Below are 26,084 nucleotides of genomic sequence, written 5' to 3'. Positions count from 1 at the left end.
TTCATCCCGGCGAAGATGAGCGCAGGCGAGCAAGACGCCAGAGTAGCTCGCGGTCGAGGTGCTCCCGAACCGCGGCTTCCAGCCGGTCATACTCGGCCTGCTTCGACGGGATGCGGTGTGGCGCCGAGCACTCGGACAGCCCTTTGCGCTTACGCAAGAACGCGAGGGTCCGCGCGCGAATCACCTCATTCTCGAACAGACCATGCAGCATGGTGCCCACGACCGCGCCGCCGATTGCCCCGTCAGCAGTGGCTACCATGCGCCCGTTCCGCGATCGAATTTCGAAGGGGCTCGCGCGCGGGCCTCTGGGTTCCACCACTCCCATATGGATTTCGTACCCCGTGACGTCCTCTTCGATTGCAACCCCATCGGTGAGGAACGATGGACTCAAGACCCGGGCTCGGACTTGCGCCGTGATCTTCTCCCGTTGGAACTGCGTCCGAAGGGTAAGAAGTCCCAACCCATGCACCCGGGTTTCAGCAGATTCCACCCCATGGGGATCGTCGATGACCTCACCGAGCATTTGGCACCCGCCGCAGAGGCCTAACACCGGCTTGCCCTCGCGGGCGCGTACCTCGATCGCAGTGGCGATGCCACGTGCCCGGAGCCACGCGAGATCAGACACCGTGTTCTTCGAGCCAGGCAGGATCACCAGATCGGCTCCCTGTACCTCGTCAGGCTGCTCGACGAATCGCACGACGACACCGGCCTCGTGCTCCAGCGGCTCGACATCGTCGTAGTTGGAAAGGCGCGGCAGGCGAACCACCACGATGTCGAGCTCGTGTTGGGACGGTCTGCGACGAGCCCTACGGTCGTCGAGCGAAACGGAGTCCTCGTCTGCGATGCGCAGGTTGGAGACGTACGGCACGACGCCCAGCACGGGCTTGCCAGTGCGCTCGATGAGGAAACTGAGCCCCGGCCTGAGCAGCGCAATGTCGCCACGAAACTTATTCACGACGAAAGCCGCGATTCTGGCCCGCTCGTCCGGATCAAGGAGTTCCAACGTCCCGACAAAAGAGGCGAACACGCCGCCGCGGTCGATGTCCCCCACAAGGAGGACGGGTGCATCCGCTAGCTTAGCCACGTGCATATTGACGATGTCGCGAGACTTCAAGTTAATCTCGGCTGGGCTCCCTGCCCCCTCAAGCACGACGAGGTCGTAGTCCGCTCGGAGCCGAGCGAGCGATTCCGCGATCACCGTCGAGAGGCGAGGCTTATACTCGTGATACTCGGTCGCCGTCATGCTGCCGATCGGTTTACCGAGCACCACGACTTGACTTCGTCGATCCCCCTCGGGCTTAAGCAGGATCGGGTTCATGTCCACGCACGACAGAATTCCCGCGGCCTCGGCCTGCACCGCTTGCGCACGCCCGATCTCAAGGCCGTCGGCGGTGACGGCTGAGTTGAGCGCCATGTTCTGCGACTTGAAGGGGGCCACTCGGATCCCCTCGCGGCTGAAGAACCGGCAGAGTGCGGTGACCAGGAGACTTTTCCCCACGGACGATGCCGTGCCTTGGACCATGATCGTAGGCGCTAGCATCGGCCCAGCTCCTGACGGAGGGCACCTATGAGGCGCTCACATTCGGCTTCAGGCCTCGCCGCAAGGCGGATGTAGTCGGGCAACCCAAACGAGCGACAATCTCGCACTAGAATGTGGTGGGTGGCGAGTAACCGGTTCCGCAATGAGGAGGCCCCGCCAGTCCGCACGATGAGAAATCCCGTCGTAGAGGGTACCGGTTCCAGGCCCACCCTGCAGAGCGACTCAGCCAGCACCGAGCAGTCGGCGAGGAGTGTCGCGCGGCTCCGATCGACGAAGTCCGTCGCCCGACATCCCGCAATGGCAGCAGCCTGAGTCAGGGAGCTCGTCGTCCAGGCAGCCCGACAGGCCTCGACGTGGCCTACGATATTTGACGCAGCGACCAGGTAGCCCACTCGGATGCCCGGGATGGCGTGCTCCTTGGTCATCGAACGAATACAGATGACGTTTTCTGGCAGTTTGGCCCGGACGTCAGCGAACCGCTCGCTGAGTGACAGGAATGATTGGTCGAGGACGATCACCACGGCGGGGTTCGCCTCAGCAAGCCTCGCCACGTCGTGGACCGGAATCGAGATCCCGGTGGGAGTATTCGGTGCACACAGGTAGAGCACCGCGGCCTCATCCTCACGGACTCGCCTTTCAACCGCCTGGAGATCGATGGCAAACTCATCGCTGGACGTCGCTCTCCACTCGTGGATCCGACCACCCGCCCGCTCTGCCGCGGTGCGGAACTCAGAGAAGGTTGGTTCCACGATGACGACGCCGGTGCCAGGTCGAACAAATATGTGTGCCAGTGTCCACAGCAGCTCTGATGCGCCATTCCCCAAAGCGACTTGGCCGGGGTCGACGCTGAGCGATGACGCGATCGCCCCCCGCGCCTCGCTGGCCGTAGGGTCCGGGTATTGATCGATTGGAGCAGACCGCACTGCTTCAACCACCTCGCGACACGGCCCATAGGGATTGCAGCTCACGCTGAAGTCGAGAATATCAGCGGGTGTGATACCAAGGGTGCACAGCTCAGCCTGGAGGAGGCCGCCGTGATCCCGCCGGTCGATGCGCAGGGCGCCGAGGTTACCCAAGATAGGCATGACGGGCTCCTATGGCGGCGGCGAGCAATGCGACGGCAAGGGCGGAGCAGAGCTTGACGACGCACCACGCTGCGTCGATAGTAGCGATCTCATGACCCACGACCGGATCCCCGAGTCGATACGATCCTTTTTTTTCCAGCTCCACACTCAGGAGACCGGCCATCGCAGCCATAGGACGGCCGGCATTCGGGCTCTCCGTCCTTCCTCCATCCCGCCAGAGCACGCGCCAGCCACGAAGCGCATCCTTGCCTGAGAACCAACCGGCGACGAGCAAGAGCCCCGCGGTCAGCCGGGCCGGGATCAGGTTCAAGACGTCATCGAGCCGTGCGGCCGCTTTGCCGAGGTACTCGTATCGGCCGTGGTAGCCAATCATGGCGTCAAGCGTATTGACCCCGCGGTAGAAAACGGCCCCTGGAAGTCCGAATAAAACGTAATAAAAAAGGGGTGCCACGAGGCTGTCCGACGTGTTTTCCGCGAGCGATTCCACCGTCCCAGCCACCAAGAGCGGTGCATCGAGGGTGGACGCGTCCCGACTGCACAGACTCCGGACATGTTGGCGGGCCTGACTGATCTGGCCCGCTGCCAGTGCGTCACGCACCTGAGCCGCGGCGCGGCCAAGAGCCCGCAAGGCGAACATCGGCTTGAGCAGCACGGTCGCAGCCGCGAATTCGAGGAGAGGCCACCGCGCGGTGGCCAAGAGGAGCCCTGCGCTCGCCATGGCAAAACTTGCTGGGACGACAATCGTGACAAACATACCGAAGAGAAACTGGCTGACGACGCCCGTGCGAGGGGCGAGCCGCAGCAGGAACGATGCCGTATTCCCGAGCCACGCGACGGGATGGATGACGTTGGGAGGCTCACCACAGAGCACATCGAGCACGAGCGCCACTGCGAATACCGCGAAGGACGGCGCCAGAGCTGTTGAGAAACTAGGCGCCACTGTCGCTCACCCCCGCCGCCGTAAACGTCGCCATGTCGCGAAGGATGTAGAGCGATGCCTCGACGAGATTCATCGCGAGCGCCGCGCCGGTACCTTCGCCTAAACGCAGGTCCAGATCGAGCAGGGGCTTGGTGCCGAGTGCCTGGAGCACGAGCTGATGCCCGACCTCCACAGAGCGGTGCGAGGAAATGAGGTAACCTGCCGTGAGGGACGCGATCCGCGTCGCGGCGAGCGCTGCGGCGCCGCAGATGAATCCATCGACCACTATTGGAACCCCAGACGCCGCTCCGCCCAAGATCACGCCGGCAAGCCCGGCGATCTCAAATCCCCCGACCTTGGCTAGGGCATCGAGGCCATCCTGTGGATCAGGGTAGTTGACCGCAATCCCCCGTCGGATGACATCGACCTTTCGCTTGAAGGCCACGTCATCAATGCCAGTGCCTCTTCCCGCGACTTCTTCCGCAGGTGCTCCTGTGAACACCGCGACCAAGGCGCTCGCGGCGGTCGTGTTGCCAATGCCCATGTCGCCAATGCCCAGGAGGCTCACCCCGTCCCGCACCAGTTCCTCGGCGATCCGAGTGCCGACTTCGACCGCCGCAACGACCTCTTCTCGCGTCATCGCCGGTCCCTTTGTGAAGTTGCGCGTGCCGGGCCCGATACGGTGCACCCGGATCTCTGGGACCGCCGGGAGTGGCACCTTCACGCCCATGTCCACAACCACGACCTGGGCACCGGCATGCCGCGCCAACACATTGATCGCCGCACCGCCGCGCGCAAAGTTGAGAAGCATCTGACCAGTAACCTCTTGCGGATAGGCGCTTACACCCTCCTCGGCCACCCCGTGGTCAGCTCCCATCACCACAATGGCTTTCCGGGGAGGCTCGGGCTCGCTCGTGCCACGAATCGCCGAGATCTGGCAGGCAAGGTCCTCAAGTCGACCAAGACTCCTCCGCGGTTTGGTCTTGCTATCGAGAAATCGTTGCGTCTCCTCTGCCATGCGACGGTTGGGCTCTCTGATGCGGGAACAGGTCGCGACCAATTTGCTCATGGTGGGTCTCCCTGGGTGTGAACCAAAACGGGCGCGGGTCGGATGCGCAGGACCGACCCAAGGATCGCCCAATAGACCTCATCGGCGACGCCAGCGACTCGTTGGTGGGCGCGGCCCGCTACATCCCGAAAGGCCCTTCCGAGCGAGGTCTCGGGCACCACGCCCATCCCCACCTCGTTCGTCACGATGACGGCGTGGAACGCCCGCTGTTCCAAGACGCCGGCAAGGGCCTCCACCTGCTCCAAAATCCTCACCTCCGCCTCGTCCCGCAGTAGTAGGTTTGAAAGCCACAGAGTCAGGCAATCGATCACGACGACGTCAGTGTCGTGAAGCTCGAGTAATTTCTCTGCTAGGGCCAGTGGCTCCTCGATGGTGCGAAAGTCAGTCCCGCGTGTGCGGGCATGCTCTGCAATCCGCTCCTTCATCTCTGCGTCCAGGGCCTGCGCGGTCGCGACGAACGCGCGCCGCGTGCCGAGGCTCCGTGCCCGCGAAAGGGCGAAGGCGCTCTTGCCGGATCGGGCTCCTCCCCCGATCAGAACGATCCTGGTGTCGTTACTCATCGACGAGCTCTTTGCTCGCGTTTCCAGTCCTCCACGCCCTGGGCGATGGCCTCTCTGACGGCCGTCCCGATGAGATGGCCGAGCACCGTGTGCTTCCCGGTGTAGCGTGCGGGAACGCCATGCTCATCAGGCGCAGCAATGACGATGCAGTCGGTCCCGGTTCCCGAAGCGGGCTCTCCACTCGCCGTGCTCGGAATGGAGGCCTCGCGGACGGCTAAGGCACGCGCCTCGGAGGCCAACGCGAGCGCTTCAAGGAGCGCTTCGGCAGAAAGGGGGACCGACAGGCGACAGAGCACATTGATCGTGCCGATCCTCCCCGCCGGTCCTGGCAGATCCCCGGCGCGAAGCGCATTCCCCAGCCCCACGGTAGCGAGACACCGGGCCTCAAGGTCACCGTAGCGCCTGGTGACATCCACATAGGACTCGAGGTTACGGCTGGTGAGCAACCCGACCGCATCAGCAATCCCTGCATCGCGAAGGCGCATGCACAACAGGTCGCGCGCGTCGACCGGCGGACGTAATTCATCTTCCAAAACCCGGTGCCACGCGACGGCAAGGCTCCGGCGCAATCCCCCGCCAACGATCGCCCAGCTAGCCAGGGTGTGGCTCTTGCCAAATCGCACAATGAGCCACCGTTGTGTCCGCACGATCTCTATTTCTGGGGACCCCTTGAACCGCACCAATGCAGGCGGCGGCAGAGAATGGGCGCGGATCACGACCGCTCCTCCACGAGGAGCGACCGAACGACGGCCAGCGACTCCTCAAAATCGACCTCACGAAAGACTTCGAGCGTAAGCACTCCACGATACGATGCACCCAGCAGAGTGTCGATGACCCAACGAGCACGCTCGCGCGGGTAATATTTGAGTGAGCGGTGGTCTCGCCCCGATGGGTCTACGCCGTGCCACTGGATCACCCGCGTACGGTGTAGGTTCCGGAGCAGCAACTCTTGCTCCGGACGCTCGTCGCGATGAAGATGTCCGAGATCAATGGCCACAGAAAGGCCCAAGTCGTCGACCACCGGTTCGACATAGGAGAAATCGTAGTCGAGCGTCTCGACGCACACGTCCGCGGAAGAAATCCCGCTGTCCAAAATTGCCTGGAGTGAGCCTGCGGCCCGGCGACGCCAGGCGGAAAGATCCGATGGCTCCCTATCGTGTTCGCAGTCACCCAAGTAGACGTGCACAATATACGCGTGAGGCCGGAGCGGCCAGGCCAGCTCAATCGCGCGACAGACCAGCTCAATGGCCCTCTGACGCTGGGATTCCCTGTCGCTTGCCAAGCTGACGTTGAGAGGCGTGTGCACCGTATAGGTCAGCTCGGCTCGCCTCTGCCACTCAACGAGGGCGCGCAGTTCCGCTTCGCCAGGAACGCCGCATTCGAGTTCGAACAAGAGAATCTCGATGTCGTCCACCCGACCGGCCAGCCGTTCGACGTTTGGAAGCCACCCGGACGGGTAGATAAACGAAGTAGCGCCGATGCGGAAGGGTACGTTCACTGCGGTCTCCTCGCGTAGTCAGTGCACGCGTGAACGAACCCCTGAGCCACAAGAGGATTTGACGCCCAGTGGGCATGCACATACGAAGCAAGCGTGTTGCCGACACGATACCCTTCTCGGAGCACCTCGCCCACCCGGCGGCGACGCACGCGATAGACGCGCTCGACCTCCGCCTGGAGTCGAAAGTCCGAGTAGCGAAATTGGTGTCCGCGGAAGCGCAGGCCCGGTTGGCCGAACATCGTCGCGTTCTGCGTTTCCACCTCGACATATCCGAGCGCCTGCAAACGATCTGTCATCTCCGCTTCGCCTGGAATAAGCCCCACCATGGCATGCAGCGTGCCATCAAGCGTCCGGATGCCATGGGATAAATACATGAGCCCGCCGCACTCGCCGTAGATAGGTCCGTGGGACGCTGCAAATGACGCCACCTCCTTGCGCATGGACTGGTTTCGGGACAGCACTTCGGCATGGACTTCCGGGTAGCCGCCACCGAAGTAGAGACCATCCACCTCAGGCAAATGCGCTTCGTGAATGGGGGAAAAACGCACCAGCTCCGCGCCGAGGCTCTCAAGACGCCGGAGATTGTCATCGTAGTAGAAGTGGAACGCCTCATCGAATGCGAGACCGATTCGGCACCTAGCCCCAGCCCCGACAAGCCGTTCCATCGCAGGAATGTCTGCAAGATCTGGTGCGTCGCGCGCTAACGCGAGAATTCCTTCGACATCGCACCACTCGCTCACCCGATTGCCCCAGGCCACGAAGACGTCCTCCGGGACCGTCACCCGGTCGGCGCTGTGCAGGCCCAGATGCCGGTCCGCAAACGCCAGCACTGCTTCCTTGGGAAGCCCGCCCACAACGGGAGGCACGCCCCCGGTGGCCTTGCGAAGCAACTCCAGATGCCCGCGGCTGCCGATCCTGTTACAGATCAGGCCAGAAATCTGAAGCTCGGCATCGAAGGTCGAAAACCCTTTGGCCAGCGGCGCAATGCTGCGAGCCATGCCTCCCGCGTCGCAGACGAGCAATACCGGCGCCTGGAGCCACTTAGCAATCTCGGCGGTCGAACCTTCCTCGCTCGTCGGCGACGTTCCGTCGAATAGCCCCATCACTCCTTCGATCAACGCGATGTCTGCCCCCTCCGAAGCCTGCGTGAACGTCGAGAGGACCGCCTCACGCCCCATCATCCATCCATCGAGATTGTGAGAGGGAGTGCCGGCCGCGCGCACGTGGTAGGTCGGATCGAGATAATCAGGGCCGCACTTGAAGACGGCCACTCGCAACCCGCGCGCCCGCAAGGCCCGGACGAGACCAACCATGACAGTCGTCTTGCCGACATTGCTGGAGGTGCCTGCGATGACGAGACGCGGAATCATCAATAGTCGATTCCCGGCTGAGCCTTGAAGCCGTGTTGAAACGGGTGCTTTACCGGCTTCATCTCCGTCACGAGATCGGCCAGTGCGCAGAGTTCCTCCTGCGCCTTCCGCCCCGTGATGACCACGTGCACATGGGTCGGGCGTTCGCGAAGAGTGGCCAGGACGTCCGCCAACGCGACGAAGCCGTAGTTGATCGCGTATGTCATCTCGTCGAGGACCACCACGGTATGCTCGCCGCTCGCAATGAGCCCCTTCGCCGTGGTCCAGGCCGCCACCGCCGCGTTTCGGTCTCGTGTGAGGTCGTCACTCTCCCAGGTAAATCCGTGCCCCATCACGAGGAACGTGAGCCCAGGGATTGTCTCGGCGAACAACCGCTCGCCGGTCTTCCACTTGCCCTTGATAAACTGAACCACGGCGACCCGAAGACCGCGCCCGATGGCCCGAAAGACGAGGCCCAAGGCAGCCGTCGTCTTCCCTTTGCCCTGACCCGTGTAGACCAGCAGCAGTCCTTTTCGCCCTAACTCCCCCTTTCCGGGCCGTTCGTCGCCATTCGGGTGTACCCTCGGTGGAGTCTGTGGGCGCATATCTTCGCTCGCACGCTCGCCGTCAATCCGGGTCGTCTCGAGCGCGCGGAGGAGGTCTGGCGGCGGCTGCGCAGCCCAGCGGTCATGAAACACCAAGTCGTGGAGGGGAATCCGTGGCAGCCATCCGGTTGTCTCAAACGTCGGCCGTTCGGGAAAGCGCTCGACAAAGCCAACGCAAAGGTACGCGACGGGAACAATCCGCTCAGGAATTCCAAGGATCTTGCGGAGGACACTTGGCTCCATGATGCTTACCCATCCCACTCCGACCCCTTCAGCACGCGCGGCGAGCCAGAAGTTTTGGATGGCGCAGCAGGTACTATAGACCGCGGTTTCCGGAATCGTGTTCCGCCCGATCACCGCTGGCCCGAAGCGCTCCTGGTCGCAGGTGACACACACATTGATGGGCGCGTCGAGAATCCCTTCCAGCTTGTAAGAAAGATACGTCGTGCGGCGCTCCTCTCCAAACATCTCGGCGGCGCGTAACCGCTCCGTTTCGACATGGACACGGACCTCCCTGCGGATTTCGAGGTTTTCCACCACGAGGAAGTTCCACGGTTGCGAAAATCCGACGGAGCCCGCCTGGTTCGCTGCCGAGAGGATGCGTGCAAGGGTTTCGGCCGGGATCGGATTGGGGAGAAAGGATCGCATATCGCGACGGCGCGAAATCGTCTCATAGAGCCCTCGACGCCAGGCGTCAGGCAAGGCATGATCGGTCATACGGTTTCCAGCATTGAGACAGCGAGGGACACCAGCGAGGACACGGTGTCTTCCTCCGCCCGAACCACAGCAAGCGCCCCGCGGTCGCGCGCCGCTTGCTCGGTTTGTGGACCGATCGCCGCCATGGGCACGCGCCGTAAGGCCTCTCCGAAGTCGCTCGAGAGCATGACGCGAGCCGCCGAAGAACTCGGCAGGACCACCAGGTCGATCGGTGCCAACGGGAGACTCGGCATCCGGTGAACGTAGCGATATGCGGCCACTACTTTGACATCCACACCAAGCCTGGTGAATTCGTCGCGTAGGTTCGGGCGACCATCCTCCGCTGTCACAAGGAGGAACGGCCCGTCCTGCAGAAAAACCGAGTGCTCGCGTAGCGCGTCTTGGCACGCACCCCGGATACTGACAGCGGATGTGATGCCATGCCGGGTAAGCGCCTCCGTAGCTCCTGCCCCGACCGCAATAACAGGCACGTCGAGGGAGGCGGCATATGGAACCAGAGCATCGACGCCGGCGGCGCACCCGAAGACGATGCCACGGAATTCGTGAAGACGCGCAAGGGCGGCCTTGATTTGGGACGTTCCATTGAGGGGCACCACCTCGACCTCGGGAACTTCCAGCACCTCCGCTCCCAGCGCGCGGAGTTCCGCAGCAACCGCAGAACGGCCTGGGCGCGCACGGGCGACGAGGAGTCGCCGGCCTGCCAAGGGGCGGCGTTCGAACCAGGCGATCCCCTCACGTAGTCGGACGACATGGCCCACGATGACGAGCGCCGGGGCCGTGGGATCGACGTCTGCCGTCTTCTCCGGAAGCGTCGCCAGCGTACCGATGATCACCTTCTGATCGGGTGTCGTGGCTGACGCAATGTAGGCTGCGGGAGTCTCGGCGGAGCGGCCTGCCTGAATCAGACGCTGGAGATTTGCGGAGAGTTTTCTCGCAGCCATGAAGATGACCAGAGTACCCCTCCCCGTAGCAGCCCTGGACCAATCGGTAAGACTGCGATGACTTCCCTCAACATCGTGGCCGCTCAGGAACGTCACATCGGATGCGTGCAAGCGATGGGTGAGCGGAATGCCGGCATATGCGGCGGCGCCAAGAGCCGAAGAGATACCCGGAACGATCATAAAGGGGATGCCGGCTTCTGCCAGCTGTTCCGCTTCTTCCCCGCCGCGCCCAAAGATCAGCGGGTCGCCCGCCTTCAACCGGACGACGGTGCAACCTGCCTTGGCGCGCGACAGCACCTCCGGATGCACTCGATACGAGGTCGCACCGACGCCATGGCGTCGGCCCACGCACACCAACTCGACCTGCGGCCCGACGAGCGAGAGGATAGCGGGCGAAACCAGGGCATCGTGAGCCACTACATCGGCGGCACGCAACAGTTCCAGTGCGCGGACGGTGAGCAGTCCAGGATCGCCGGGTCCTGCCCCGACCAGATAGACCATGCCTGTTCGAGCATCTGGGTCAGTCCGCACGAACGTCTCCTTGCTTCCTGGTCGCCGTTACACCCTTCCGGAACCGATGGGTAAACTCCGGATCGTACAACCGCGAATTGGCAAACTCGGTGGCCGTGAGCACGCGCCCCACCAAGACCATCGACGTGGAATGAAGCTTGGCGGCCTTCACCTTGCCCTCGATATCCGACAGCGTGCCGGTCACAATCACCTGATCCGGCCAGGAAGCTTTATGGACCACCGCCACGGGACAATCCGCTCCGTAAGAAGGAAGCAGGGCGCGGGTGACATCCTTGAGGAGTGTGATACTCAGAAACAGCGCTAAGGTCGCTTGATGGCGCGCAAGGTCCTCCAATTTTTCGCGTGGAGGCATCGGAGTCCGGCCTTCGGCTCGCGTGAGGATGACTGTCTGAGACAATTCGGGAAGTGTGAGTTCGCGACCCAACGCCGCCGCCGCTGCGGTAAAGGACGAGACACCGGGAACGATCTCGTAGGAAATGCCCAATTCGCTGAGTCGGCGCATCTGCTCGGCGGTTGATCCAAAGATCAGCGGGTCTCCCGTATGGACGCGCGCCACATCCTGATCCGCGTCACAGGCAGCCACGATTACATCGACGATCTGTTCGAGCGTCATTCCCGATGAGTCCATCACCTTGGCGTCGGGTCTGGCGTGCGCGATCACCTCGTTGGGAACCAGCGATCCTGTGTACAGCACGATGGGGCAGGATGCGATCAACTCCGCCCCGCGAAGCGTGAGCAATTTGGGATCGCCCGGACCTGCTCCAATGATGTACACGCGCATCGAGTTGCCTCAGGTGCACTTAAGAACGGTTTCTCGCACAACCTGCCAAATCTCTGCGGGGATTTCTCCAAGCCACCGCCCCTCGATACCTCCATCGCACACCGCGCGCTCGTCTCCCTTGGGATCAATCACTAGACGCCAGAGGCGATCGCTGACCGATCCATTGCGCTGGATGACGAACCGATCGACAAGCAATCGCGCAAGCGTTTCTCCCTCGATCTCCATCGTCAAGTACGGCTGCTGGACCTGAACCGAACGAGCGGGCAGAAGACGGACAAAGGGACGTTCCAGGGCGTTGATCACACCCGGAGGCTCGAATCCCACCGCGGCAAAGTCGCAGGGTTCTTTGGGATTGCCCACCAGGAAGAACTGTCCTTCGGTCTCGGCCAGAATGGCTCCGGCTAAACGTCCGACTCGCGCCATTAGTCGGCCTCCGACGTCGGAGGCACGACGAGCGAAAAGCCCGGTCGCTGACCGGGAAGAACGGTGCCGTCGAAACTGTACTTGTTCGTATAGCCGCGCGGAGTGACCATATACCCCTCATAGATGAAGGTGTGGCTTGATCCGACGAGGACAGTGGTCAGCATGCCGATCTCGTAATCGAGACAGTTCTCCAAATCCGTCAGGACCACCTGCTCCATATCGCGATACGCGCTCTTGACGAGCGCCACCGGCGTACTGGCCTCGCGGTAACGCCGGATAATCGCCTGTGCATCGACAATCTGTCGCGTACGCCGACCGCTGGCCGGGTTGTAGAGGCCGATGACGAAATCCGCACTGGCCGCTGCCTCGATCCGTCGCGCGATCACGGACCAGGGAGTCAGCAGGTCCGAGAGCGAGATCGAGCAGAAATCGTGGACCAGCGGCGCGCCGACCAAGGACGCACACGCGTTGAGGGCGGTCATCCCGGGAATCAGACGCAGTTCCGGTGAATCGCCGCGTTTCCACCCTATCTCCTGCAACACCTGAAAGACCAAGCCGGCCATTCCGTAGACGCCCGCATCCCCGGAGGAGATCAGCGCGACCGTGGCGCCAGCTCGCGCGCGTTCAATAGCGGCACGCGCGCGGCCGATCTCTTCCGTCATCCCGGTCTTGACGATGTCCTTCCCGTCGAGCAGGTGGCGGACCAGCTTGATGTAGGTGGTGTAGCCCACGACAAGCTGAGCCTCGGCGATGGCCTTCAGCGCCGCGGGGGTGGCATGCGCTTCCGCGCCGGGTCCGATGCCCACGACATAGAGAATCCCTTTCGAATCGGTCATGGACAGCCCACCTCCATGCGCCGTTTAGCAAAAGCCCGTCGGGCCACAGCCAAGGTCATGGATCGCCCAGCTCCCGGCTCAGTATAGATTTGCTTAGGAACAAGGAGTTCCTTGACTCCGGCAGTGTGCAGCGCGGCCGGCTCAGAAACCCCGCGCGAGCCGACGTGCTGCTTCACCTTCTCGGAAGGATTCTGGATACCAGGCACCACATCGAGTTCCTCCGCCCGGTAAATGCGCAACGGCCAACTATGCCGCTCGCTCAAGGCCAGCAAGGCAGGCTCGTCCTTCTTCACCTCGATAGTCGCCAACTCTTTCACCGACTTAGGGGAGAGTCCATGGCGCGCCAACAGCGCCATAACACCCCGCTCCACCAGGTCGGGAGCCGTCCCCTTGTCGCACCCGATACCGAGCACGAGGCTCTTCGGGCGATAGATCACGGCGTTCTTCCAGTGGGCCGGATGCGACTCAGCGATCTCGCGATCCGTGGCGATCAGCAGGATTTCAAAATCGTTCGGATCTATGCCCTCCAGCGAGGTGGCGTACCCGACACCATCCGGCAGGGGCTTCTCAGCGGCCCACCAGTCCGGTTCTCCTGTTTCCTGGACAAAGAGCACCTTCATCGCATTCACCACCGCCGCGCAGCCTCGCGTCACATTGCGGTCCGGATCGTCGAGTGTCCATCCCAGTTCGCGACCGAGGATATCGACGGTCAGTGTACCGATCGCATCCGATGCGGTGGTGACGACCGCCTGCGCGCCGAGCGCGTCCGCTATCCGTTCGGTAAACATATTGCCGCGGCCAACGTGACCGGACAGCACACAGATCGAGAACCGGGCGGCATCGTCGATACAGACCACCGCCGGATCGACCTTCTTGTTCTTCAACAGCGGTGCAATCATCCGCACCACCGCGCCGACGCTGATAATGAAGATATGGCAGTCATAGGCGGAGAAGATCTCGGAGAGCGTGGGGCCCATCGGCAGCGATAGAGGCAGTGCATCAACGGGCGCCGAATCCATCACCTTCTCCGACACGAATAGGTCAGATCCCGGAAGCTGTGGCAGCAAGCGGGCGGCGATCCCAAGACCGTGCCTCGTGATCGCGTACACCGCAAATGGCTTGCGTTCGGATGTCATGCCCTCGTCTCTTGGGTGGCCACTCTCGGCGTTACGGGCACCGCGCCTGCCAGCAGCCCACTGCGTACCTTGCGCGAGACGACGATCATCGCAAAACAATCGCCGCGCTCAGCCTGGATCGTGCGTATATCCCGGACAATTCGCTCTTCAGCCATGGTGGCCTTCGACACGTAGACCGCTCGGTCGACGAGTCCCTGGCGCTCAAGCGCGTCCACCACCTTGGGGATCTCGGCGCCCATCTTCATCAAGATGATGGTGTCGAACATCTCCAGCACCTGGCTGAGATCCTCCACCCCATAGCTCGCTGGAAGAATGGCGATCCGCTCTTGTCCGTCGGCCAGCGGGATTCCAGTCACCGATGGCACCGCCACAATCGACGACACGCCTGGGACAACCTCAATGCGGATACCAGGCCATCGCCGTGGGGCTTCCCGGCGCAGATAGATGAAGGTGCTAAAGAGCGACGGGTCGCCTTCCGTCGCGAATGCGACCGACAACCCACGCTCCAGACGCTCCCCGATGGCCGCAAAAGCGACGTCCCAGGCAGGTCGAAGGCGCTCCGGGTCCTTGTTCATCGGGAACGTCAGAAAGAGGCGCTCTTGTCCGGGAATCTCACCCAAGGTCGGCTTGAGAATCTTCCAGGCCATCGACTCCCCGTAATCGGAACTGCGCGGCAGCGCGAGGACTTGCGCGTTCCTTATGGTATTGAGCGCACGGAGGGTGATCAGATCCGGCGCGCCTGGGCCGACTCCGACGCCGTACAGTATTCCGTAGTTCATGAGGCCACTCCTGTCTGGATGGGCTTCGAGACCGCAAAGATTTGAATGGGGTTCAGGGCCTCGTAGCGAAGGTAGTGCGCCAAGGGCTCAGCTCGCGAAACTTGGAGGAGAGTGACCTCCGGCACCAAGCCTCGCCGGCGCAAGACCTGATAGGTCTCCCCCGCATTCTCAAGCGTGATGGCATTGACGACGAGATGGCCGCCTGGTTGTAGCCGGTCGAAGACGATGTCGATGATCTCCTCTATGCTTCCCTTGCTTCCGCCGACGAAGACCGCATCAGGAGGCTCAAGGTCTGCTAGTACCTCGGGCGCTCGGCCGGCAATGACACGCACGTTGTCCACCGCATGAGCACGCAGATTCTCGCGGCACATCTCGACACCTTCCTGATCGACTTCGATGGCGTATACCCGCCCTTCTGGTGCGAGCAGGGCAGCCTCGACCGACACGGATCCAGAGCCGGCCCCGATGTCCCAGATCACACTGTCCGGTCGGATACCCATCGCCGCCAGGGACAACAGCCGCACTTCGCGCTTGGTGATCAGTCCCTTCTTGGGCATCCGCTTCGCGAATGCATCTTCATGGAGGAAGGGAATGGTACAAGGGACGCGCCAGGAGGGATCGGAGCGGACGAGCAAGAGGACGTTGAGCGGACCAATGTCCTGGCAAGCGGCCAGATCCTCCACCGTGAATCGTCGGACCCGCTCATCGGGGCCGCCCAGATTCTCACAGACCCAGGCGATCCAGGCCGTCTCTCCATGTTCAGTCATTCGCCTCGCCAGGACCGGCGGCGAGGTGTTCTCATCGGTGAGGATCGCGACCTTGGCGTGACGCTTGAGCCTGGTGAGAAATCCCTCCGCCGAGCGGCCATGCAGAGAAAGAAAGGCGGCGTCGTCCCACTTCAGCCCGGCGCGCGCGAAGGCCCACTGGACCGAACTCGGCTGCGGCAGGATCTCAACATGTTCGGCGCCCAACCGCTTGATGACCAGACCGCCGATGCCAAAGAACATCGGATCACCAGAGGCCAGCACACAGACATTCTGTTCTTCGGCAAGTTCCGCCACCCGATCGAGCACCGTCGAAAGACCGCCCTTGAGCACAATCCGCTCGCCGTGAAACTGCGGAAAAAACTCAAGGTGCCGCTCACCGCCCACGAGCACTCCCGCCTTCGTCACCGCGCTCACGGCACGGCTCGTCAGACTGACGCAGCCATCGTCCCCGATGCCCACCAGGGTAATTGCGCGTCGAGGGCTCATGCCGATTCCTTTGTTGAAAGCAACAGCAGGGCATGGATGATCGCAACGGCGATGGGACTTCCACCCTTGCGGCCTTGTGCCACGATAAAAGGAGTCGGCAGTTCGAGTGTCACGTCCTTCGACTCAGCCGCCGATACGAACCCGACCGGCACGCCGATGACCAGCGCTGGCTTCGCTGCCTCCTCGCGAATCAGGCGCGCGACTTCGAGTAACGCGGTTGGGGCGTTTCCAATGGCCACGATCGCCCCATTGAGCAGATTGAGGCGATGCGCCTTCCGCATGGCCTCGACCGCACGTGTCGAGTTGTTGGCTTTGGCGGTTGCGATGACATCCTCGTCCGAGATGAAGGAATGCACTCTGCAGCCGTAGGCGGATAGCCGTTCCTCGTTGAGGCCTGCAGCAATCATCTTTACGTCCACCAACAGCGGGCAGCCGCTTCGGAGTGCCGCCACACCGGCACGCACCGCGTCCGGATGGAAGCGCATGAGCGTCTTAAACTCGAAGTCCGCCGTGGCGTGGATGACACGGCGCACGACCTGCCACTCGGCGGGCTCAAAGTCGTGCGCCCCAGCTTCATGATCGATGATGGCGAAACTCCCATCCTCGATGCTCCGTCCAAGGGCAGTCATCTGTCGCATGTCATTCATTCGCTCACCTCCGGGTAACGGCCGAGCAAGGCACCGCCGAAGTCCACGAGGCAAGCCTGCACCGCCAGCGTATCACCCGCGTGGTGCCGACAATGCTCGACGACCTTCTTGCAGATCAGCGACGTGATGCCGATGAAATCGGCCTCGCGGCAGAGTTCAAGCACATGGCGGGCGGTATTGGCCTCGCGGATCGACGCGATCAGCTCGTTCGGGGCAGCCAGTTCGGCCGCCAGCGAAGCCAGGAACACCATGTCCACTTCCGATCCCGCCGCGTGCGTCTGCATCTTGCCGTTGGCCATCTTAGAAAGTTTTCCCATCATCCCCACGACGGTCGCGCGCGGGATCCTTCGTCGTGCACAGTGCCTGACGCCGACACCAATGAAGTCGCCCACCTGGACGAACGCCTGTTCCGGCAAATGGGGGTACAGCGCCATCGCATACTGTTCCGATTTGCCGCCGGTCGTCAGCACGAGCTCATGCTCGCCGCTGGCCGCGGCGACATCGATCTCCTGCATCACACTCGCTTTGAAGGCCGCCGTGGAGTACGGCCGCACGATGCCCGTCGTGCCGAGAATGGAAATGCCGCCTAAGAGGCCGAGACGCGCATTGGTGGTCTTCTTGGCCATTTCCTCGCCGCCTGGCACGCTGATCGTCACGACGGCGCCTCCGTAGGAAGCGCCCGCGAGCTCCTCCCCTACCATCTCCATGATGTTTCGCCGCGGGACCGGATTGATCGCAGGCCCACCGATCTCCAGGCCCAAACCTGCTTTGGTGACTGTGGCGACCCCGACGCCTCCCCTGATTTCGATACCCGGCTCAGTGCGCAGCTCCACTTCGGCAATTAACTCAGCACCGTGCGTGCAGTCGGGATCGTCGCCGGCGTCCTTGATCACGCTGCAGATCGCACGGGTCTCCACACGTTCGCATCGCGCAAGAGCGAAGGTGACTCGCGTGCGATTCGGCAGCGTCGTCTCAATGTCTGACAGCATGGTGCTCCTCACAAGACAGCGTGTCGCGGCCTTGGCTGCCGCTGCGGCGCAGGCGCCGGTCGTGTACCCGGTGCGCAAGCCCTTTCGATTGTTCGGCGGCACACTCTTGCTCATCGCTCATCTGTCCGTACACTCCACGAGGCGTTCGAAACACGCACGAAGGCTTGCTGCGCGCTCACGATTGTAGCTTTCCGCTCGTGCCGGGTTCGTGCCCCGGAAAGAGACACGACACTGCACATCTCCGTCGGACCCCAGCAACTCAAGTGCCGCATTGCCCTCGTCTGGTTGCGTGTAGCGGAGCCTGCATCCATCCTGAATCTTGAGATGGACGTGCGTGCCTGGCTCCTTGCCAAGCGTGATCCACTCATCCCCATGCCGCAATGTAAGGAGACCGTGGACCTCGGCAACGGCGCCTGCCGAACGGACAACGACGCTCGTCTCTCCAAAGGCGAGGGCGGCCTCGATGGCTTCGATGATGTGGTCCCGGTCGATCATGCAGATTTTTTGGGCATGTTGAAGAATGACTCAACATTATCGTTACTCACAGGCAGTCCGGCGACTACGAGATCGTCGAGCAAGGCCTGGTTCACCGCGCCATCGCCCGCGATGAAGACCTGCGCGAGGCCGCCGCGCGCCATCATCTGGCGAAGAATGGCTCGGGCATGGAGAACCCGTTCCGGGTGACCAATCCCAGGAATTACTTCGATTTTGACCTCTCCACAATCGGCGGGGATGCGTTCGCGCACGAACTCCTCTGGGAGAAAGTAATCAGGCGAAGCGCGCAGCCAAATGAGCACGGTTTCGGGGAGCAGCGGTGCGAACCGGATGGCGTGCATGAAGCCAAGCGCTGCGGTGATCCCCGTGTCTGTTGCAAGAATCAACGTGCTGCCCGAGGCACCCTCCGGCGGCAAGAACTTGCCCCAGGGTCCGCTGAACGAAATGTCCATTCCCGCTTCAAGCCCATGAATAAAGGCCGAGCCCGGTCCATCGGGGATGCGTTTCACCGCGAGCTGAAAGCGAACCTGCTCCGCATCGCTGGTGATCAATGAGTAGGCCCGCTTGATCGCTTTGCCGCTCGGCAAGACGATTCGGCTGTCGAGAATGAGGTACTGTCCGCCGACAAACCCCAACGGCTCTGCAGCCACCAGATCGAGAAGCAGGGTATCCGGCCCCATCTTCGCGGTTCCAACCACTCGGGCGGTCTTCGCCACTGCCATCGCCGCTACTCCGCTGGATAGATCTCGTGAACGAAGTCGTGCATCTCATCCAGATCGCGGTAGAGATGGGTGAGGCCTTCGATCTGATGCGCCAGGTCGAGATCGACCTTCTTCGTAAGCACAACGAGCGTGCGCAGGTACGGGAGTTTCGGGTCGTCGGAGCGCGTGGCGGACACGCGTGCCTCAAGCGCGGCCACCGCTCCTTCATAAAATTGCTTGAGCGTGGCCAAGTCCTTGGCGCCGCACATGGACCGGACGGGTCCCGGTTGATTGGCCACGGTGCCGAGCTCAGCCAGCTCGTGCTGCCGCTCGGCTTCGTTCTTCACACCCAACACTTCCATCAAACCCAGTCGAAGCCCTGCGATTTCGTGACAGGCCATCGTGAACCCTCCTTACTGCATGATATTGTCGATCAGACGACTGACGAGCCGATCGCCGAGCAGGTGCTCTTCGACCAATTCTTTGGCATCCGTCTCTTTCACGCCCCGGTACCAGATGCCGTCTGGATACACGGCGACCGTCGGCCCCTCCCCACAGCGACCCATACAGGAGGTCCGGGTCACTCGGATATCCAGCTCCCGTCCGGTTTCTTTGAGAAGCCGCCGCAATGTGGCAATCAACGTGACGCTCCCGGCGTCGGCACAGTCGGCATTCCCACAGACCAGCACATGTTTGGTGAGCGGGCGATGGGCATGCACGTGTGGCATGGCCTGCGCATGGGTGAACCCGTGCCGGAGACTCCAGAGGAGCGCGCTGAGACCCCCTACCTTCCCGGTCACGGCAGAAACCGGCACTCGATACTGACAGGTGTCGCAGGGGAGCGGACGCACTCCCCCCATCGCTTCGGATAGACGCTCGTCCATCAACTTGAGCAAGCGGTTGTCGCTTCCCAAATGCGGGGCGAGCTCGGTCTTGATCCACGGATAGCGAGCCTGGAACGCCTCCACCTGTTCGCGAATCTTGCTGATCAACCGTCCGCCAAAGAGAAAGTACGGCATCACGACGATCCGTTCGGGACGCGCACGTGCGACGAGTTCCACGGTCTCCTCAAACAGCGGTCGCGTGACGCCGATGAAACAGGGCATGACCCAACCGATCTCGCGGCCTTCTGCGAGGAGGCGAACGACCTTACAGAAGTCACCGTTCGCGTCCGGGTCGGTCGACCCACGGCCCACCACAACGACGGCGGTCTTCGTCGCCTCGCGGGCACCTGCCAGCGCCGCTCGCGCACGCTCGAATGCCAGCTCCACAAGGTTCGGATGGACACCTAACGCGTTGGCCACGGTAAAACGAACGGTCGGGAAATCTTGCCGCGCCTGCGAGAGCGCGAGAGGAATATCGTTCTTCACATGCCCTGCGGCAAAGAGGAACAACGGCAGGACGACAACGGAATCGGCCCGCTGAGCTAGATCGCGAAGGGCGGTGGACAAAGACGGGCGGGCGAGCTCCACATATCCGTGCGCAACGTCGATATCGGGCCGTGTCGTACGATAGGCCGCGATTAAGGACTCGAACTCGACGTTGGCCTTTGGATCGCGGCTGCCGTGTCCGACGATGAGCAGTCCCGTGGTCATGCGACCCAGACCGGTCCGGACAGTGCCGCTGACTCCGGGGACCCGAGATCAATCTCGCGTTGATCCGGGAAAAAGGAAGGCATAAAAAAACCTCCTGTCCCGCAACGGGAACAAGAGGTCACATGCCGAAGGGGCAGGCGAGATCTCCGTTACCGCGCGGAGAAACAGTGCCATGTCACCTCGGATAGGTCTCCTGGCTCGTGGGTTCAGAAGGTCAGACCCTCAACGCTTCCCCAGCCTTCCCCGACTCGTCGTCGAGTGGCTTGAACGGGGTCGCTTCCCACTTACAGTGGCGGGACCGCGCCGGTTTCTCACCGGACTTCCCTGTTACGCCCTTACGGGCATCCGAGAGATCACTCAGTTGTCGACCGCGATACTTACCGCAGGCTGGCTGGCCGTGTCAATCTAGAAATATAGACGGGCGTATCTGAAACGGCTACCGACTGGAGCCAAGTGATTTTGAGGCAGAGAGAGCGTCACCATTGGCATGCATGTTCCTCATCGATGAGCATTGAGGCTGGACGCGTTGCCCCCACCCCATCCTTGTTCATTGCTGTGACCCCAACCGCTCCCGAGATTCGCCATGCCATTTGTTTCAACCTTCGGAGAGAAGAGACATGCGCTCCTACACCCCTCCCCGTTATCGTGTCATGCTGGTCAAAGAATCAGGAGTAACTGCCGGTGACGTCCGGATCAGCGATTCACAGAAAGCGTACCGGCTTCTTCATCCGCTCTTCGATGGACTCGATCGTGAGCATTTCATGGTCGTGGGCCTTGACGCGAAGCATGCCGTCATCGGCATCAACACCGTCAGCATCGGATCGGTTACCCTCAGCATCGTCCATCCCCGCGAAGTCTTCAAGCCACTCATCCTCATGAACGCGAGCGCCGTCATCCTGGCCCACAACCATCCGAGCGGCGATTCGACTCCGAGCCCAGAAGACCGTGCTCTGACTCGGCGACTTAAAGACGGGGGCGAGCTGCTGGGCATCACCGTGCTTGACCACGTTGTGCTGGGCGAGGACCGGTACTACAGCTTTGCCGATCACCAAGAACTGTAGACAGAATGAGTGCTCACCCTCAGTCCCCCAATGTCCTGATACTGGTAGCTAAAAGAGGCTTCTGGAGTTCAGGTAATCGCGGCTTCTATAAGAATCACCCCTCAATTCGTGCTGAGTTTAGTTTTTTGGACCGAATCAACTTGAGACATCTCAGTCCAAGAGAACGACCCTAGCGTTGAAATACGCGTTTGATCCAGCGCCAGAATCCGTGCAAGGTTCCACCTTGTTGACAATAGAGAGCGTCATAGTAGACGCGGCGGCGCTGTTCCTCCGCACGACGCCCTTCAGCGATTTGCTCAGGCGTCCACTTGGTGGACCACATAACTTTTCCCCGAGTTATCCAGTAGTGCGATTGGCAAGCTTGCTGCCAGTTCCCAACCGAAGGGTAAAGAGTTGGTCCGGCATCAGTCTCCTCAAGAGACCACTCGGTCGGACCCAAAGGTGTCCTGACTTTAGACCCGCATCCACAGGCGCAAAGATGCGCTGCAGCTCCGAATGCTTCTGAAACATAGAGCACACCGGGCTTCAACTCCTTCGGCATGTAATGAACACGTTGCAGCTCAATCTTCATCGAACTTAGACGCCCCAGCGATCTTCAGATCGCCGACTTCGAAGAGGAGATTGTAATTGGGAAGCTCTTCAGAGTAGAACCCACGCAATTGCTTGAACTTGATAACGGCTAAGCACGCATTAAGTGCATTGAGTTCGCTGATCTGGATGTTGGCGCGGTACATATCCTGAGGGCGGTCCACAATCTCGGCCAACCCCATGTCCCTTACCTTCTGGCCTTGCTCAGCGGAGTAGTAGGTCATACGCAACATCCCGTTGAGCGGTCCCTTTTTACGATTCAGGCCCATGCCTACGTCAATGAATGCAATCCCTTTTGAAATGAGCAAGTCAAAAATTTCAGCTCGAGACGAGCCTTTGTCAACGCACACGAACGCAAAAGTCACACCGTTCAGATCGTCGGAGCAAGAAGCGTCAATGAACTTGGGATAAACAGAAAGTCCTTTTCGGAAGTTGCTGTAACGCGAAAGATAGACCTCCGCCTTCGTTTTGCCGAGCTCACTTGCCTCAACCCTGCCCGGCGAACGAAAAGCATTATGTACATGGAATGGATCCAGATCGAATGCCCGAATCTCCTGGACCGGCGTCTTGATCATGAAATCGAGAACATAGGCGCCTGTCCCGCCAAGGCCGATTACCGCGATCACGTCATCCTTGAACCTTTCCGACAGGTCAGTGATCTCTGCGCGGCTCGTCAAGGTGTCGTGAAATTCAAAAACAGAGTCAGATACAACCTCTTTCACTGCGCGAAACGTGTAGGGGCTGGCACCGTGTAGTGCCATCGCTGGCCCGGATATTATTCCGACGTAACTTTCGATCTTTTCAAAAAAGTCCTGAAATTTTCCGGTGGCTATGGGTTTGTTTGAGAAGGAGCGCTGCACGACTACATCTTTGCTGGCCTCGCTCAGCGCCAGCTGAGTAGGCCCGCCGCCCAGATTAGGGATCGGCGTCCCGTCCTGCCCATGTGGCACAGACCCGGCGAAACAAATCTGATGGTCTGTCTGGGTGACACGGTTCTGGTCTATGAACTCAAGCTTCGCGACAATCGCGCCGATTTGCAGCTTGCGCTCACTGTCCAGATACGGAATATCCCGTATCACGAGGTAATTGCTGTCAAAGGCGATGGCATAGCCTTTTTCGACCAAGCGCCGTATATCGTCGTTATGACTGACCAGTTGGTGAAACACTGAAAACCATGCCTTCCTTAACTTTCACAGAGCCGCCGGGGGAGAGGATTCCTTCAGGCTGATTGCCGTGGCCTTTCTTGTACTTGACCGAATATGTGATCTCGGGGTGTTGAGGGTAGTCTGGCACCTCGAGTGTAACCACTTCCGCATAGGTAATCTCATCCTTTGGCCATTCGTGTGGAGTGCCTTCTACAATGATTGTGACCGTCTTTTTATCCGGCATAGTCTGGTCTCCTTCGTTGAAATTAACGGACGTTGATTGGCGAAACACCGTACTGTGACGTTCAGTGCTTGCGATCACGCGGCGGCATGGGATCGTTGCCAGGTGGTACACTATCCGAATCTCGCCATTGCCCGTCCCGTCCCTGTATCCGCACTTCTCCCCCACCGAGGTTCGCAACGGTGTGTTTTGCCGCTCGTTCAGCCTCAGCGCGGACAGCGGGATTCGATCCCCTGGACGACCTCGAGTTCCATCCACCTGGGATAGCGCTCCGGATCGATCGGCGATGAACGGCAGCCGCGCGGCAAGTCTTCGAGCGCCGCTCGACGCATCAACTCGACCAGACCATCCACATAGTCCGTCGCCATCCTGATGGGATCGTCCTCGCCCGTCGCTCCTTCCGCCCGATAGTCCTCGACCGTGATCCGTTGCGTCGATTCCTCGCTCGCCACTAGCTCGAAGAGATAGGCCTGTCGGCCAGCCATCACCACGAGATCCGCTGGGCTCGTGCGGATGCGAACCATGACGTACCGGCCCTGTGCCTTCGCCTCCAGGTCCGGCTTGGAGCTGGAAACGGAGGTCACCTCATCGGGCATCTCGATCACATTGATGTCCCGAAGCGACACGGCCGCCCGCAGCGTCCGGCTATCCTCGACGGTCAGTCTCTGATCGGCCTGACTGAACGGCGGACTTACCAGCGCGAGCGCGATCGCGGTGCTGGCTGCTGATCGCCACAATCTCAGGCTTGAAGTCTTTGAATCGCAATGTGAGATGGTATTCACGCTCCTCCTCCGCCACCAGGATCGACCCGGAAAACCGGCGTTCCAACCCGCTGATGACCACGTCCTCGCCGATGATCTCTGTGGTTTCCGGGAAAAACACCCGATTGAGGTTATTCCCGACGATGTAGATCCGCTCGGCCCCCAACCCTTCCGACATCGTCCCGTATTGCTCGGGGGCCACATAACGCAGCACGACCGTGTGGCCGAACTCGACCGACCTCGGCGTGACATTCGTAATGAACGGCAGCAAGGTCAGCGCGATCTGCCGCCGGTACTCATCCGAGACATTCCCGTCGGAGGTGACCAGATATTCATGGGAGACCGACGCTGGGACCACGTGGAGAATCTCCACCCGGCGATAGAGGCCGTTCGCAATCAAGGCCAGCACCAATCCAATGTTGGCCAAGAGCAGAACAAACGCGATGGCCCGCGTGCTGTAGAGATCCTTCACATACTGTCCGAGATGCATTGGTTCCTCACTCGATCAATTCCCGAATCGTTCCTTGTGGTCCCTGCGGAAGGTCGAATCCCGGGATCCCGTACCAGTAGGCGCAGTGGAAGATGAACCCGTCGCTCTTCCCGCTCTTGAGCGTCGAAATCATGAACGTACACATGAGGCCGACGATGAGCAGGGAGGTCAGCTGTCGGGTGAGGATGCCGATGAAGCCGCAGAGGATCAGCACGATCAATTCGTCCAACTCCCACCAGGCGATCTGCGGCGGATTGTCCATATACCTCGGGATGAAGACCGGCATCGTCACCCTCCCTCCGACATCCACCCGGTGAACCGTGGACCCAGGTACCTCGCCCGTGAAGCAGATCGGGATGGAGTCGTCTGTCCAACCCCATCCCCATCGAGCCTCTGCCTTACATCAGTCCCGTGGTAATCGTCGGGATCACGGTCGGCAAATAGAAGGACCCGGCTGCGACGCCGAACCCGGTGAACATGTAGCCCCACCGGCCGGCCATCGCGGAACCCAACCCGATCGCACCAGCAATCAGGCCCAGCAACGTGCCGAGCGAACCTTGCATCCAGCCCGTCAACAGGGTATTCAGCGGACCGAACGTCGCATCCGCGCCCGCAAGCGCCGGTACCGCCATGATCACCATGCTGGCGAAAAGGAACATTGCGAACACACCAAGAACCGCTGTCATCTTCTTCACGAGCTTACCCATCTGAGACCCCTCCAGGTTGTATCGTCAGGACCATTGAGAGCCGAAGCACCCTACGGCACAGTCATGCCGAACGAAGTGTGAACACAGACGCGCCTTAGTTCCTCACCGGGTCACCCAACCTTTCTCCATCGCAGTTGCCGTCCCGAGTGGTGTCACGCCGATCATCGCAACAGTTTCGGAGTACGTCACGGCTCCGCCCGCCGATTCACGTCATTTCCCTTCATCGTGCAGTCGACCCAGGCTCGATCCAGACCCGAATAGCACCGTCTCGCGATGGATATCCGCTCCTCCTGCTCCATGATTTTGACCGACTGAGCCCGCGGTGCTGATCGCCGTGGCCGAACTGACGGACCGCTGTGCCGGCAACAACACGGGAAGCGACTTGACTGTCTTCAAGAGTGACGACATCGCCTCCGGAACTGGAGCTAAGACCCGCGCCGCTGGAAGAGGCGAGAGCACTTCCAGCTCCGGACAGGTGAAAGACGTTCCGAGTACGTACTGATGAGTCTCTTTGACCGTCACGACTCCACGAGGAAGCAGATGCGTCCGTTCACAAACCTTCACGACTAATGCCGCCTGGACGGCAACCGATGACCAACAAAGCACTCCCGCCACTGCGAGACTCATCACTCCCCATCTCAT

At 61.2% G+C, this 26,084-nt stretch carries 31 protein-coding genes and 1 riboswitch; of the genes, 1 reads left to right on the top strand and 30 read right to left on the bottom strand.

The features are described from left to right. Window position 1: 1 nt before the first annotated feature. From NITMOv2_RS07395 to NITMOv2_RS07285, 22 genes are read right to left on the bottom strand one after another with little or no spacing between them, the layout of a single operon-like run. Window positions 2-1,540 carry a cobyric acid synthase gene (locus NITMOv2_RS07395; protein ID WP_053379256.1) on the bottom strand — a complete coding sequence of 513 codons (1,539 nt, stop codon included), beginning with the start codon at window positions 1,538-1,540 and terminating at the stop codon, window positions 2-4. Then, window positions 1,534-2,625 carry a pyridoxal phosphate-dependent aminotransferase gene (locus NITMOv2_RS07390; RefSeq protein WP_053379255.1) on the bottom strand — a complete coding sequence of 364 codons (1,092 nt, stop codon included), beginning with the start codon at window positions 2,623-2,625 and terminating at the stop codon, window positions 1,534-1,536. Before NITMOv2_RS07390 ends, NITMOv2_RS07395 begins: the two co-directional genes overlap by 7 nt. After that, window positions 2,609-3,565, bottom strand: coding sequence for an adenosylcobinamide-phosphate synthase CbiB (cbiB, locus tag NITMOv2_RS07385; RefSeq protein ID WP_202967324.1), 957 nt, complete (start codon window positions 3,563-3,565; stop codon window positions 2,609-2,611). The genes NITMOv2_RS07390 and cbiB overlap by 17 nt, the downstream gene beginning before the upstream one ends. Then, window positions 3,555-4,613, bottom strand: a complete 1,059-nt coding sequence (cobT, locus tag NITMOv2_RS07380; protein WP_053379254.1) for a nicotinate-nucleotide--dimethylbenzimidazole phosphoribosyltransferase — start codon at window positions 4,611-4,613, stop codon at window positions 3,555-3,557. Before cobT ends, cbiB begins: the two co-directional genes overlap by 11 nt. Then, window positions 4,610-5,173, bottom strand: a complete 564-nt coding sequence (cobU, locus tag NITMOv2_RS07375; RefSeq protein WP_053379253.1) for a bifunctional adenosylcobinamide kinase/adenosylcobinamide-phosphate guanylyltransferase — start codon at window positions 5,171-5,173, stop codon at window positions 4,610-4,612. Before cobU ends, cobT begins: the two co-directional genes overlap by 4 nt. Continuing rightward, window positions 5,170-5,889 (bottom strand): adenosylcobinamide amidohydrolase, encoded by a 720-nt coding sequence (locus NITMOv2_RS07370; protein WP_083447846.1) that lies wholly within the window; start codon window positions 5,887-5,889, stop codon window positions 5,170-5,172. Before NITMOv2_RS07370 ends, cobU begins: the two co-directional genes overlap by 4 nt. Continuing rightward, the gene (gene cbiR / locus NITMOv2_RS07365; protein WP_053379252.1) at window positions 5,886-6,671 is read right to left on the bottom strand and encodes a cobamide remodeling phosphodiesterase CbiR; all 786 of its coding nucleotides are present in this window, start codon (window positions 6,669-6,671) and stop codon (window positions 5,886-5,888) included. Before cbiR ends, NITMOv2_RS07370 begins: the two co-directional genes overlap by 4 nt. After that, window positions 6,668-8,041, bottom strand: coding sequence for a cobyrinic acid a,c-diamide synthase CobB (locus NITMOv2_RS07360; RefSeq protein WP_053379251.1), 1,374 nt, complete (start codon window positions 8,039-8,041; stop codon window positions 6,668-6,670). Before NITMOv2_RS07360 ends, cbiR begins: the two co-directional genes overlap by 4 nt. Beyond that, window positions 8,041-9,342: a 5,6-dimethylbenzimidazole synthase gene (bluB, locus tag NITMOv2_RS24210; protein ID WP_202967323.1), complete on the bottom strand. Its 1,302-nt coding sequence runs from the start codon at window positions 9,340-9,342 to the stop codon at window positions 8,041-8,043. The genes NITMOv2_RS07360 and bluB overlap by 1 nt, the downstream gene beginning before the upstream one ends. Next, complete coding sequence (cobA, locus tag NITMOv2_RS07345; protein ID WP_145976213.1) at window positions 9,339-10,784, bottom strand: uroporphyrinogen-III C-methyltransferase; 1,446 nt, start codon at window positions 10,782-10,784, stop codon at window positions 9,339-9,341. Before cobA ends, bluB begins: the two co-directional genes overlap by 4 nt. A gap of 19 nt (window positions 10,785-10,803) precedes the next feature. Then, window positions 10,804-11,595, bottom strand: coding sequence for a precorrin-4 C(11)-methyltransferase (gene cobM / locus NITMOv2_RS07340; RefSeq protein ID WP_053379249.1), 792 nt, complete (start codon window positions 11,593-11,595; stop codon window positions 10,804-10,806). A gap of 9 nt (window positions 11,596-11,604) precedes the next feature. Next, the gene (locus tag NITMOv2_RS24205) at window positions 11,605-12,018 is read right to left on the bottom strand and encodes a hypothetical protein (RefSeq protein WP_053379248.1); all 414 of its coding nucleotides are present in this window, start codon (window positions 12,016-12,018) and stop codon (window positions 11,605-11,607) included. Then, window positions 12,018-12,854, bottom strand: a complete 837-nt coding sequence (cobJ, locus tag NITMOv2_RS07330) for a precorrin-3B C(17)-methyltransferase (protein WP_053379247.1) — start codon at window positions 12,852-12,854, stop codon at window positions 12,018-12,020. The genes NITMOv2_RS24205 and cobJ overlap by 1 nt, the downstream gene beginning before the upstream one ends. Next, on the bottom strand, window positions 12,851-13,990 hold the full coding sequence (locus NITMOv2_RS07325) for a cobalt-precorrin 5A hydrolase (RefSeq protein ID WP_053379246.1): 1,140 nt from the start codon (window positions 13,988-13,990) through the stop codon (window positions 12,851-12,853). The genes cobJ and NITMOv2_RS07325 overlap by 4 nt, the downstream gene beginning before the upstream one ends. After that, window positions 13,987-14,769: a precorrin-2 C(20)-methyltransferase gene (cobI, locus tag NITMOv2_RS07320; protein WP_053379245.1), complete on the bottom strand. Its 783-nt coding sequence runs from the start codon at window positions 14,767-14,769 to the stop codon at window positions 13,987-13,989. Before cobI ends, NITMOv2_RS07325 begins: the two co-directional genes overlap by 4 nt. Next, window positions 14,766-16,022, bottom strand: a complete 1,257-nt coding sequence (locus tag NITMOv2_RS07315; RefSeq protein ID WP_053379244.1) for a bifunctional cobalt-precorrin-7 (C(5))-methyltransferase/cobalt-precorrin-6B (C(15))-methyltransferase — start codon at window positions 16,020-16,022, stop codon at window positions 14,766-14,768. The genes cobI and NITMOv2_RS07315 overlap by 4 nt, the downstream gene beginning before the upstream one ends. Next, window positions 16,019-16,669 carry a precorrin-8X methylmutase gene (locus tag NITMOv2_RS07310; protein ID WP_053379243.1) on the bottom strand — a complete coding sequence of 217 codons (651 nt, stop codon included), beginning with the start codon at window positions 16,667-16,669 and terminating at the stop codon, window positions 16,019-16,021. Before NITMOv2_RS07310 ends, NITMOv2_RS07315 begins: the two co-directional genes overlap by 4 nt. After that, a complete protein-coding gene (locus NITMOv2_RS07305) occupies window positions 16,666-17,772 on the bottom strand; it encodes a cobalt-precorrin-5B (C(1))-methyltransferase (protein ID WP_053379242.1) in 1,107 nt (368 codons plus the stop codon). The genes NITMOv2_RS07310 and NITMOv2_RS07305 overlap by 4 nt, the downstream gene beginning before the upstream one ends. 3 nt (window positions 17,773-17,775) lie before the next feature. Beyond that, window positions 17,776-18,153 carry a hypothetical protein gene (locus NITMOv2_RS07300; protein WP_053379241.1) on the bottom strand — a complete coding sequence of 126 codons (378 nt, stop codon included), beginning with the start codon at window positions 18,151-18,153 and terminating at the stop codon, window positions 17,776-17,778. Then, window positions 18,150-18,875, bottom strand: a complete 726-nt coding sequence (locus NITMOv2_RS07295; protein WP_053379240.1) for an FAD-dependent oxidoreductase — start codon at window positions 18,873-18,875, stop codon at window positions 18,150-18,152. The genes NITMOv2_RS07300 and NITMOv2_RS07295 overlap by 4 nt, the downstream gene beginning before the upstream one ends. 5 nt (window positions 18,876-18,880) lie before the next feature. After that, window positions 18,881-19,255 (bottom strand): DUF3209 family protein, encoded by a 375-nt coding sequence (locus NITMOv2_RS07290; RefSeq protein WP_053379239.1) that lies wholly within the window; start codon window positions 19,253-19,255, stop codon window positions 18,881-18,883. A 12-nt stretch (window positions 19,256-19,267) separates the two neighbouring features. Then, window positions 19,268-20,449, bottom strand: coding sequence for a CbiX/SirB N-terminal domain-containing protein (locus NITMOv2_RS07285; RefSeq protein ID WP_053379238.1), 1,182 nt, complete (start codon window positions 20,447-20,449; stop codon window positions 19,268-19,270). Window positions 20,450-20,615: 166 nt separating this feature from the next. After that, window positions 20,616-20,813: riboswitch (cobalamin riboswitch) on the bottom strand. A 253-nt stretch (window positions 20,814-21,066) separates the two neighbouring features. Between NITMOv2_RS07285 and NITMOv2_RS07280 the strand changes: the two genes are divergently transcribed. Continuing rightward, window positions 21,067-21,510: a JAB domain-containing protein gene (locus tag NITMOv2_RS07280; RefSeq protein ID WP_083447845.1), complete on the top strand. Its 444-nt coding sequence runs from the start codon at window positions 21,067-21,069 to the stop codon at window positions 21,508-21,510. A 169-nt stretch (window positions 21,511-21,679) separates the two neighbouring features. Here NITMOv2_RS07280 and NITMOv2_RS24955 read toward each other — a convergent pair whose 3' ends face one another. The 8 genes from NITMOv2_RS24955 to NITMOv2_RS07255 form a co-directional block, all read right to left on the bottom strand. Next, window positions 21,680-22,051 (bottom strand): ubiquitination-like system serine protease family protein, encoded by a 372-nt coding sequence (locus tag NITMOv2_RS24955; RefSeq protein ID WP_420799895.1) that lies wholly within the window; start codon window positions 22,049-22,051, stop codon window positions 21,680-21,682. A gap of 19 nt (window positions 22,052-22,070) precedes the next feature. Continuing rightward, window positions 22,071-23,264, bottom strand: a complete 1,194-nt coding sequence (locus NITMOv2_RS07275; protein WP_053379236.1) for a ThiF family adenylyltransferase — start codon at window positions 23,262-23,264, stop codon at window positions 22,071-22,073. After that, window positions 23,239-23,487 (bottom strand): multiubiquitin domain-containing protein, encoded by a 249-nt coding sequence (locus NITMOv2_RS22605; protein ID WP_083447843.1) that lies wholly within the window; start codon window positions 23,485-23,487, stop codon window positions 23,239-23,241. Before NITMOv2_RS22605 ends, NITMOv2_RS07275 begins: the two co-directional genes overlap by 26 nt. 61 nt (window positions 23,488-23,548) lie before the next feature. Next, a complete protein-coding gene (locus NITMOv2_RS24950; RefSeq protein ID WP_420799894.1) occupies window positions 23,549-23,749 on the bottom strand; it encodes a DUF2188 domain-containing protein in 201 nt (66 codons plus the stop codon). Beyond that, a complete protein-coding gene (locus NITMOv2_RS07270; RefSeq protein WP_420799882.1) occupies window positions 23,691-24,080 on the bottom strand; it encodes a hypothetical protein in 390 nt (129 codons plus the stop codon). The genes NITMOv2_RS24950 and NITMOv2_RS07270 overlap by 59 nt, the downstream gene beginning before the upstream one ends. 49 nt (window positions 24,081-24,129) lie before the next feature. After that, window positions 24,130-24,735, bottom strand: a complete 606-nt coding sequence (locus NITMOv2_RS07265) for a TraE/TraK family type IV conjugative transfer system protein (RefSeq protein ID WP_053379234.1) — start codon at window positions 24,733-24,735, stop codon at window positions 24,130-24,132. A 7-nt stretch (window positions 24,736-24,742) separates the two neighbouring features. Next, on the bottom strand, window positions 24,743-25,021 hold the full coding sequence (gene traL / locus NITMOv2_RS07260; protein WP_053379233.1) for a type IV conjugative transfer system protein TraL: 279 nt from the start codon (window positions 25,019-25,021) through the stop codon (window positions 24,743-24,745). A gap of 112 nt (window positions 25,022-25,133) precedes the next feature. Continuing rightward, entirely contained in the window at window positions 25,134-25,442 is a 309-nt protein-coding gene (locus NITMOv2_RS07255) for a hypothetical protein (protein ID WP_053379232.1), read from the bottom strand. Window positions 25,443-26,084 lie beyond the last annotated feature (642 nt).

The organism is Nitrospira moscoviensis (genome assembly GCF_001273775.1).
GTDB lineage: Bacteria > Nitrospirota > Nitrospiria > Nitrospirales > Nitrospiraceae > Nitrospira_D > Nitrospira_D moscoviensis.
This window is presented reverse-complemented; position numbering and strand designations above follow the sequence as displayed.

Bases quoted from the DNA above. Each gene is read 5' to 3' on its own strand.
- cobA (WP_145976213.1), bottom strand. From the start codon at position 10,784: ATGGTCTATCTGGTCGGGGCAGGACCCGGCGATCCTGGACTGCTCACC.
- NITMOv2_RS07280 (WP_083447845.1), top strand. From the start codon at position 21,067: ATGCGCTCCTACACCCCTCCCCGTTATCGTGTCATGCTGGTCAAAGAA.
- NITMOv2_RS07300 (WP_053379241.1), bottom strand. From the start codon at position 18,153: ATGATCGACCGGGACCACATCATCGAAGCCATCGAGGCCGCCCTCGCC.
- cobM (WP_053379249.1), bottom strand. From the start codon at position 11,595: ATGCGCGTGTACATCATTGGAGCAGGTCCGGGCGATCCCAAATTGCTC.
- NITMOv2_RS07315 (WP_053379244.1), bottom strand. From the start codon at position 16,022: ATGAGCCCTCGACGCGCAATTACCCTGGTGGGCATCGGGGACGATGGC.
- NITMOv2_RS24955 (WP_420799895.1), bottom strand. From the start codon at position 22,051: ATGCCGAAGGAGTTGAAGCCCGGTGTGCTCTATGTTTCAGAAGCATTC.
- NITMOv2_RS24205 (WP_053379248.1), bottom strand. From the start codon at position 12,018: ATGGCGCGAGTCGGACGTTTAGCCGGAGCCATTCTGGCCGAGACCGAA.
- bluB (WP_202967323.1), bottom strand. From the start codon at position 9,342: ATGACCGATCATGCCTTGCCTGACGCCTGGCGTCGAGGGCTCTATGAG.
- cobJ (WP_053379247.1), bottom strand. From the start codon at position 12,854: ATGACCGATTCGAAAGGGATTCTCTATGTCGTGGGCATCGGACCCGGC.
- traL (WP_053379233.1), bottom strand. From the start codon at position 25,021: ATGCCGGTCTTCATCCCGAGGTATATGGACAATCCGCCGCAGATCGCC.
- NITMOv2_RS07255 (WP_053379232.1), bottom strand. From the start codon at position 25,442: ATGGGTAAGCTCGTGAAGAAGATGACAGCGGTTCTTGGTGTGTTCGCA.
- NITMOv2_RS07265 (WP_053379234.1), bottom strand. From the start codon at position 24,735: ATGCATCTCGGACAGTATGTGAAGGATCTCTACAGCACGCGGGCCATC.
- NITMOv2_RS07285 (WP_053379238.1), bottom strand. From the start codon at position 20,449: ATGACCACGGGACTGCTCATCGTCGGACACGGCAGCCGCGATCCAAAG.
- NITMOv2_RS07305 (WP_053379242.1), bottom strand. From the start codon at position 17,772: ATGAGCAAGAGTGTGCCGCCGAACAATCGAAAGGGCTTGCGCACCGGG.
- NITMOv2_RS07290 (WP_053379239.1), bottom strand. From the start codon at position 19,255: ATGGCCTGTCACGAAATCGCAGGGCTTCGACTGGGTTTGATGGAAGTG.
- NITMOv2_RS07395 (WP_053379256.1), bottom strand. From the start codon at position 1,540: ATGCTAGCGCCTACGATCATGGTCCAAGGCACGGCATCGTCCGTGGGG.
- NITMOv2_RS07270 (WP_420799882.1), bottom strand. From the start codon at position 24,080: ATGCCCGATGAGGTGACCTCCGTTTCCAGCTCCAAGCCGGACCTGGAG.
- NITMOv2_RS07325 (WP_053379246.1), bottom strand. From the start codon at position 13,990: ATGACATCCGAACGCAAGCCATTTGCGGTGTACGCGATCACGAGGCAC.
- cobT (WP_053379254.1), bottom strand. From the start codon at position 4,613: ATGAGCAAATTGGTCGCGACCTGTTCCCGCATCAGAGAGCCCAACCGT.
- NITMOv2_RS07295 (WP_053379240.1), bottom strand. From the start codon at position 18,875: ATGGCAGTGGCGAAGACCGCCCGAGTGGTTGGAACCGCGAAGATGGGG.
- NITMOv2_RS07360 (WP_053379251.1), bottom strand. From the start codon at position 8,041: ATGATTCCGCGTCTCGTCATCGCAGGCACCTCCAGCAATGTCGGCAAG.
- cobU (WP_053379253.1), bottom strand. From the start codon at position 5,173: ATGAGTAACGACACCAGGATCGTTCTGATCGGGGGAGGAGCCCGATCC.
- cobI (WP_053379245.1), bottom strand. From the start codon at position 14,769: ATGAACTACGGAATACTGTACGGCGTCGGAGTCGGCCCAGGCGCGCCG.
- NITMOv2_RS07310 (WP_053379243.1), bottom strand. From the start codon at position 16,669: ATGAATGACATGCGACAGATGACTGCCCTTGGACGGAGCATCGAGGAT.
- NITMOv2_RS07390 (WP_053379255.1), bottom strand. From the start codon at position 2,625: ATGCCTATCTTGGGTAACCTCGGCGCCCTGCGCATCGACCGGCGGGAT.
- NITMOv2_RS22605 (WP_083447843.1), bottom strand. From the start codon at position 23,487: ATGCCGGATAAAAAGACGGTCACAATCATTGTAGAAGGCACTCCACAC.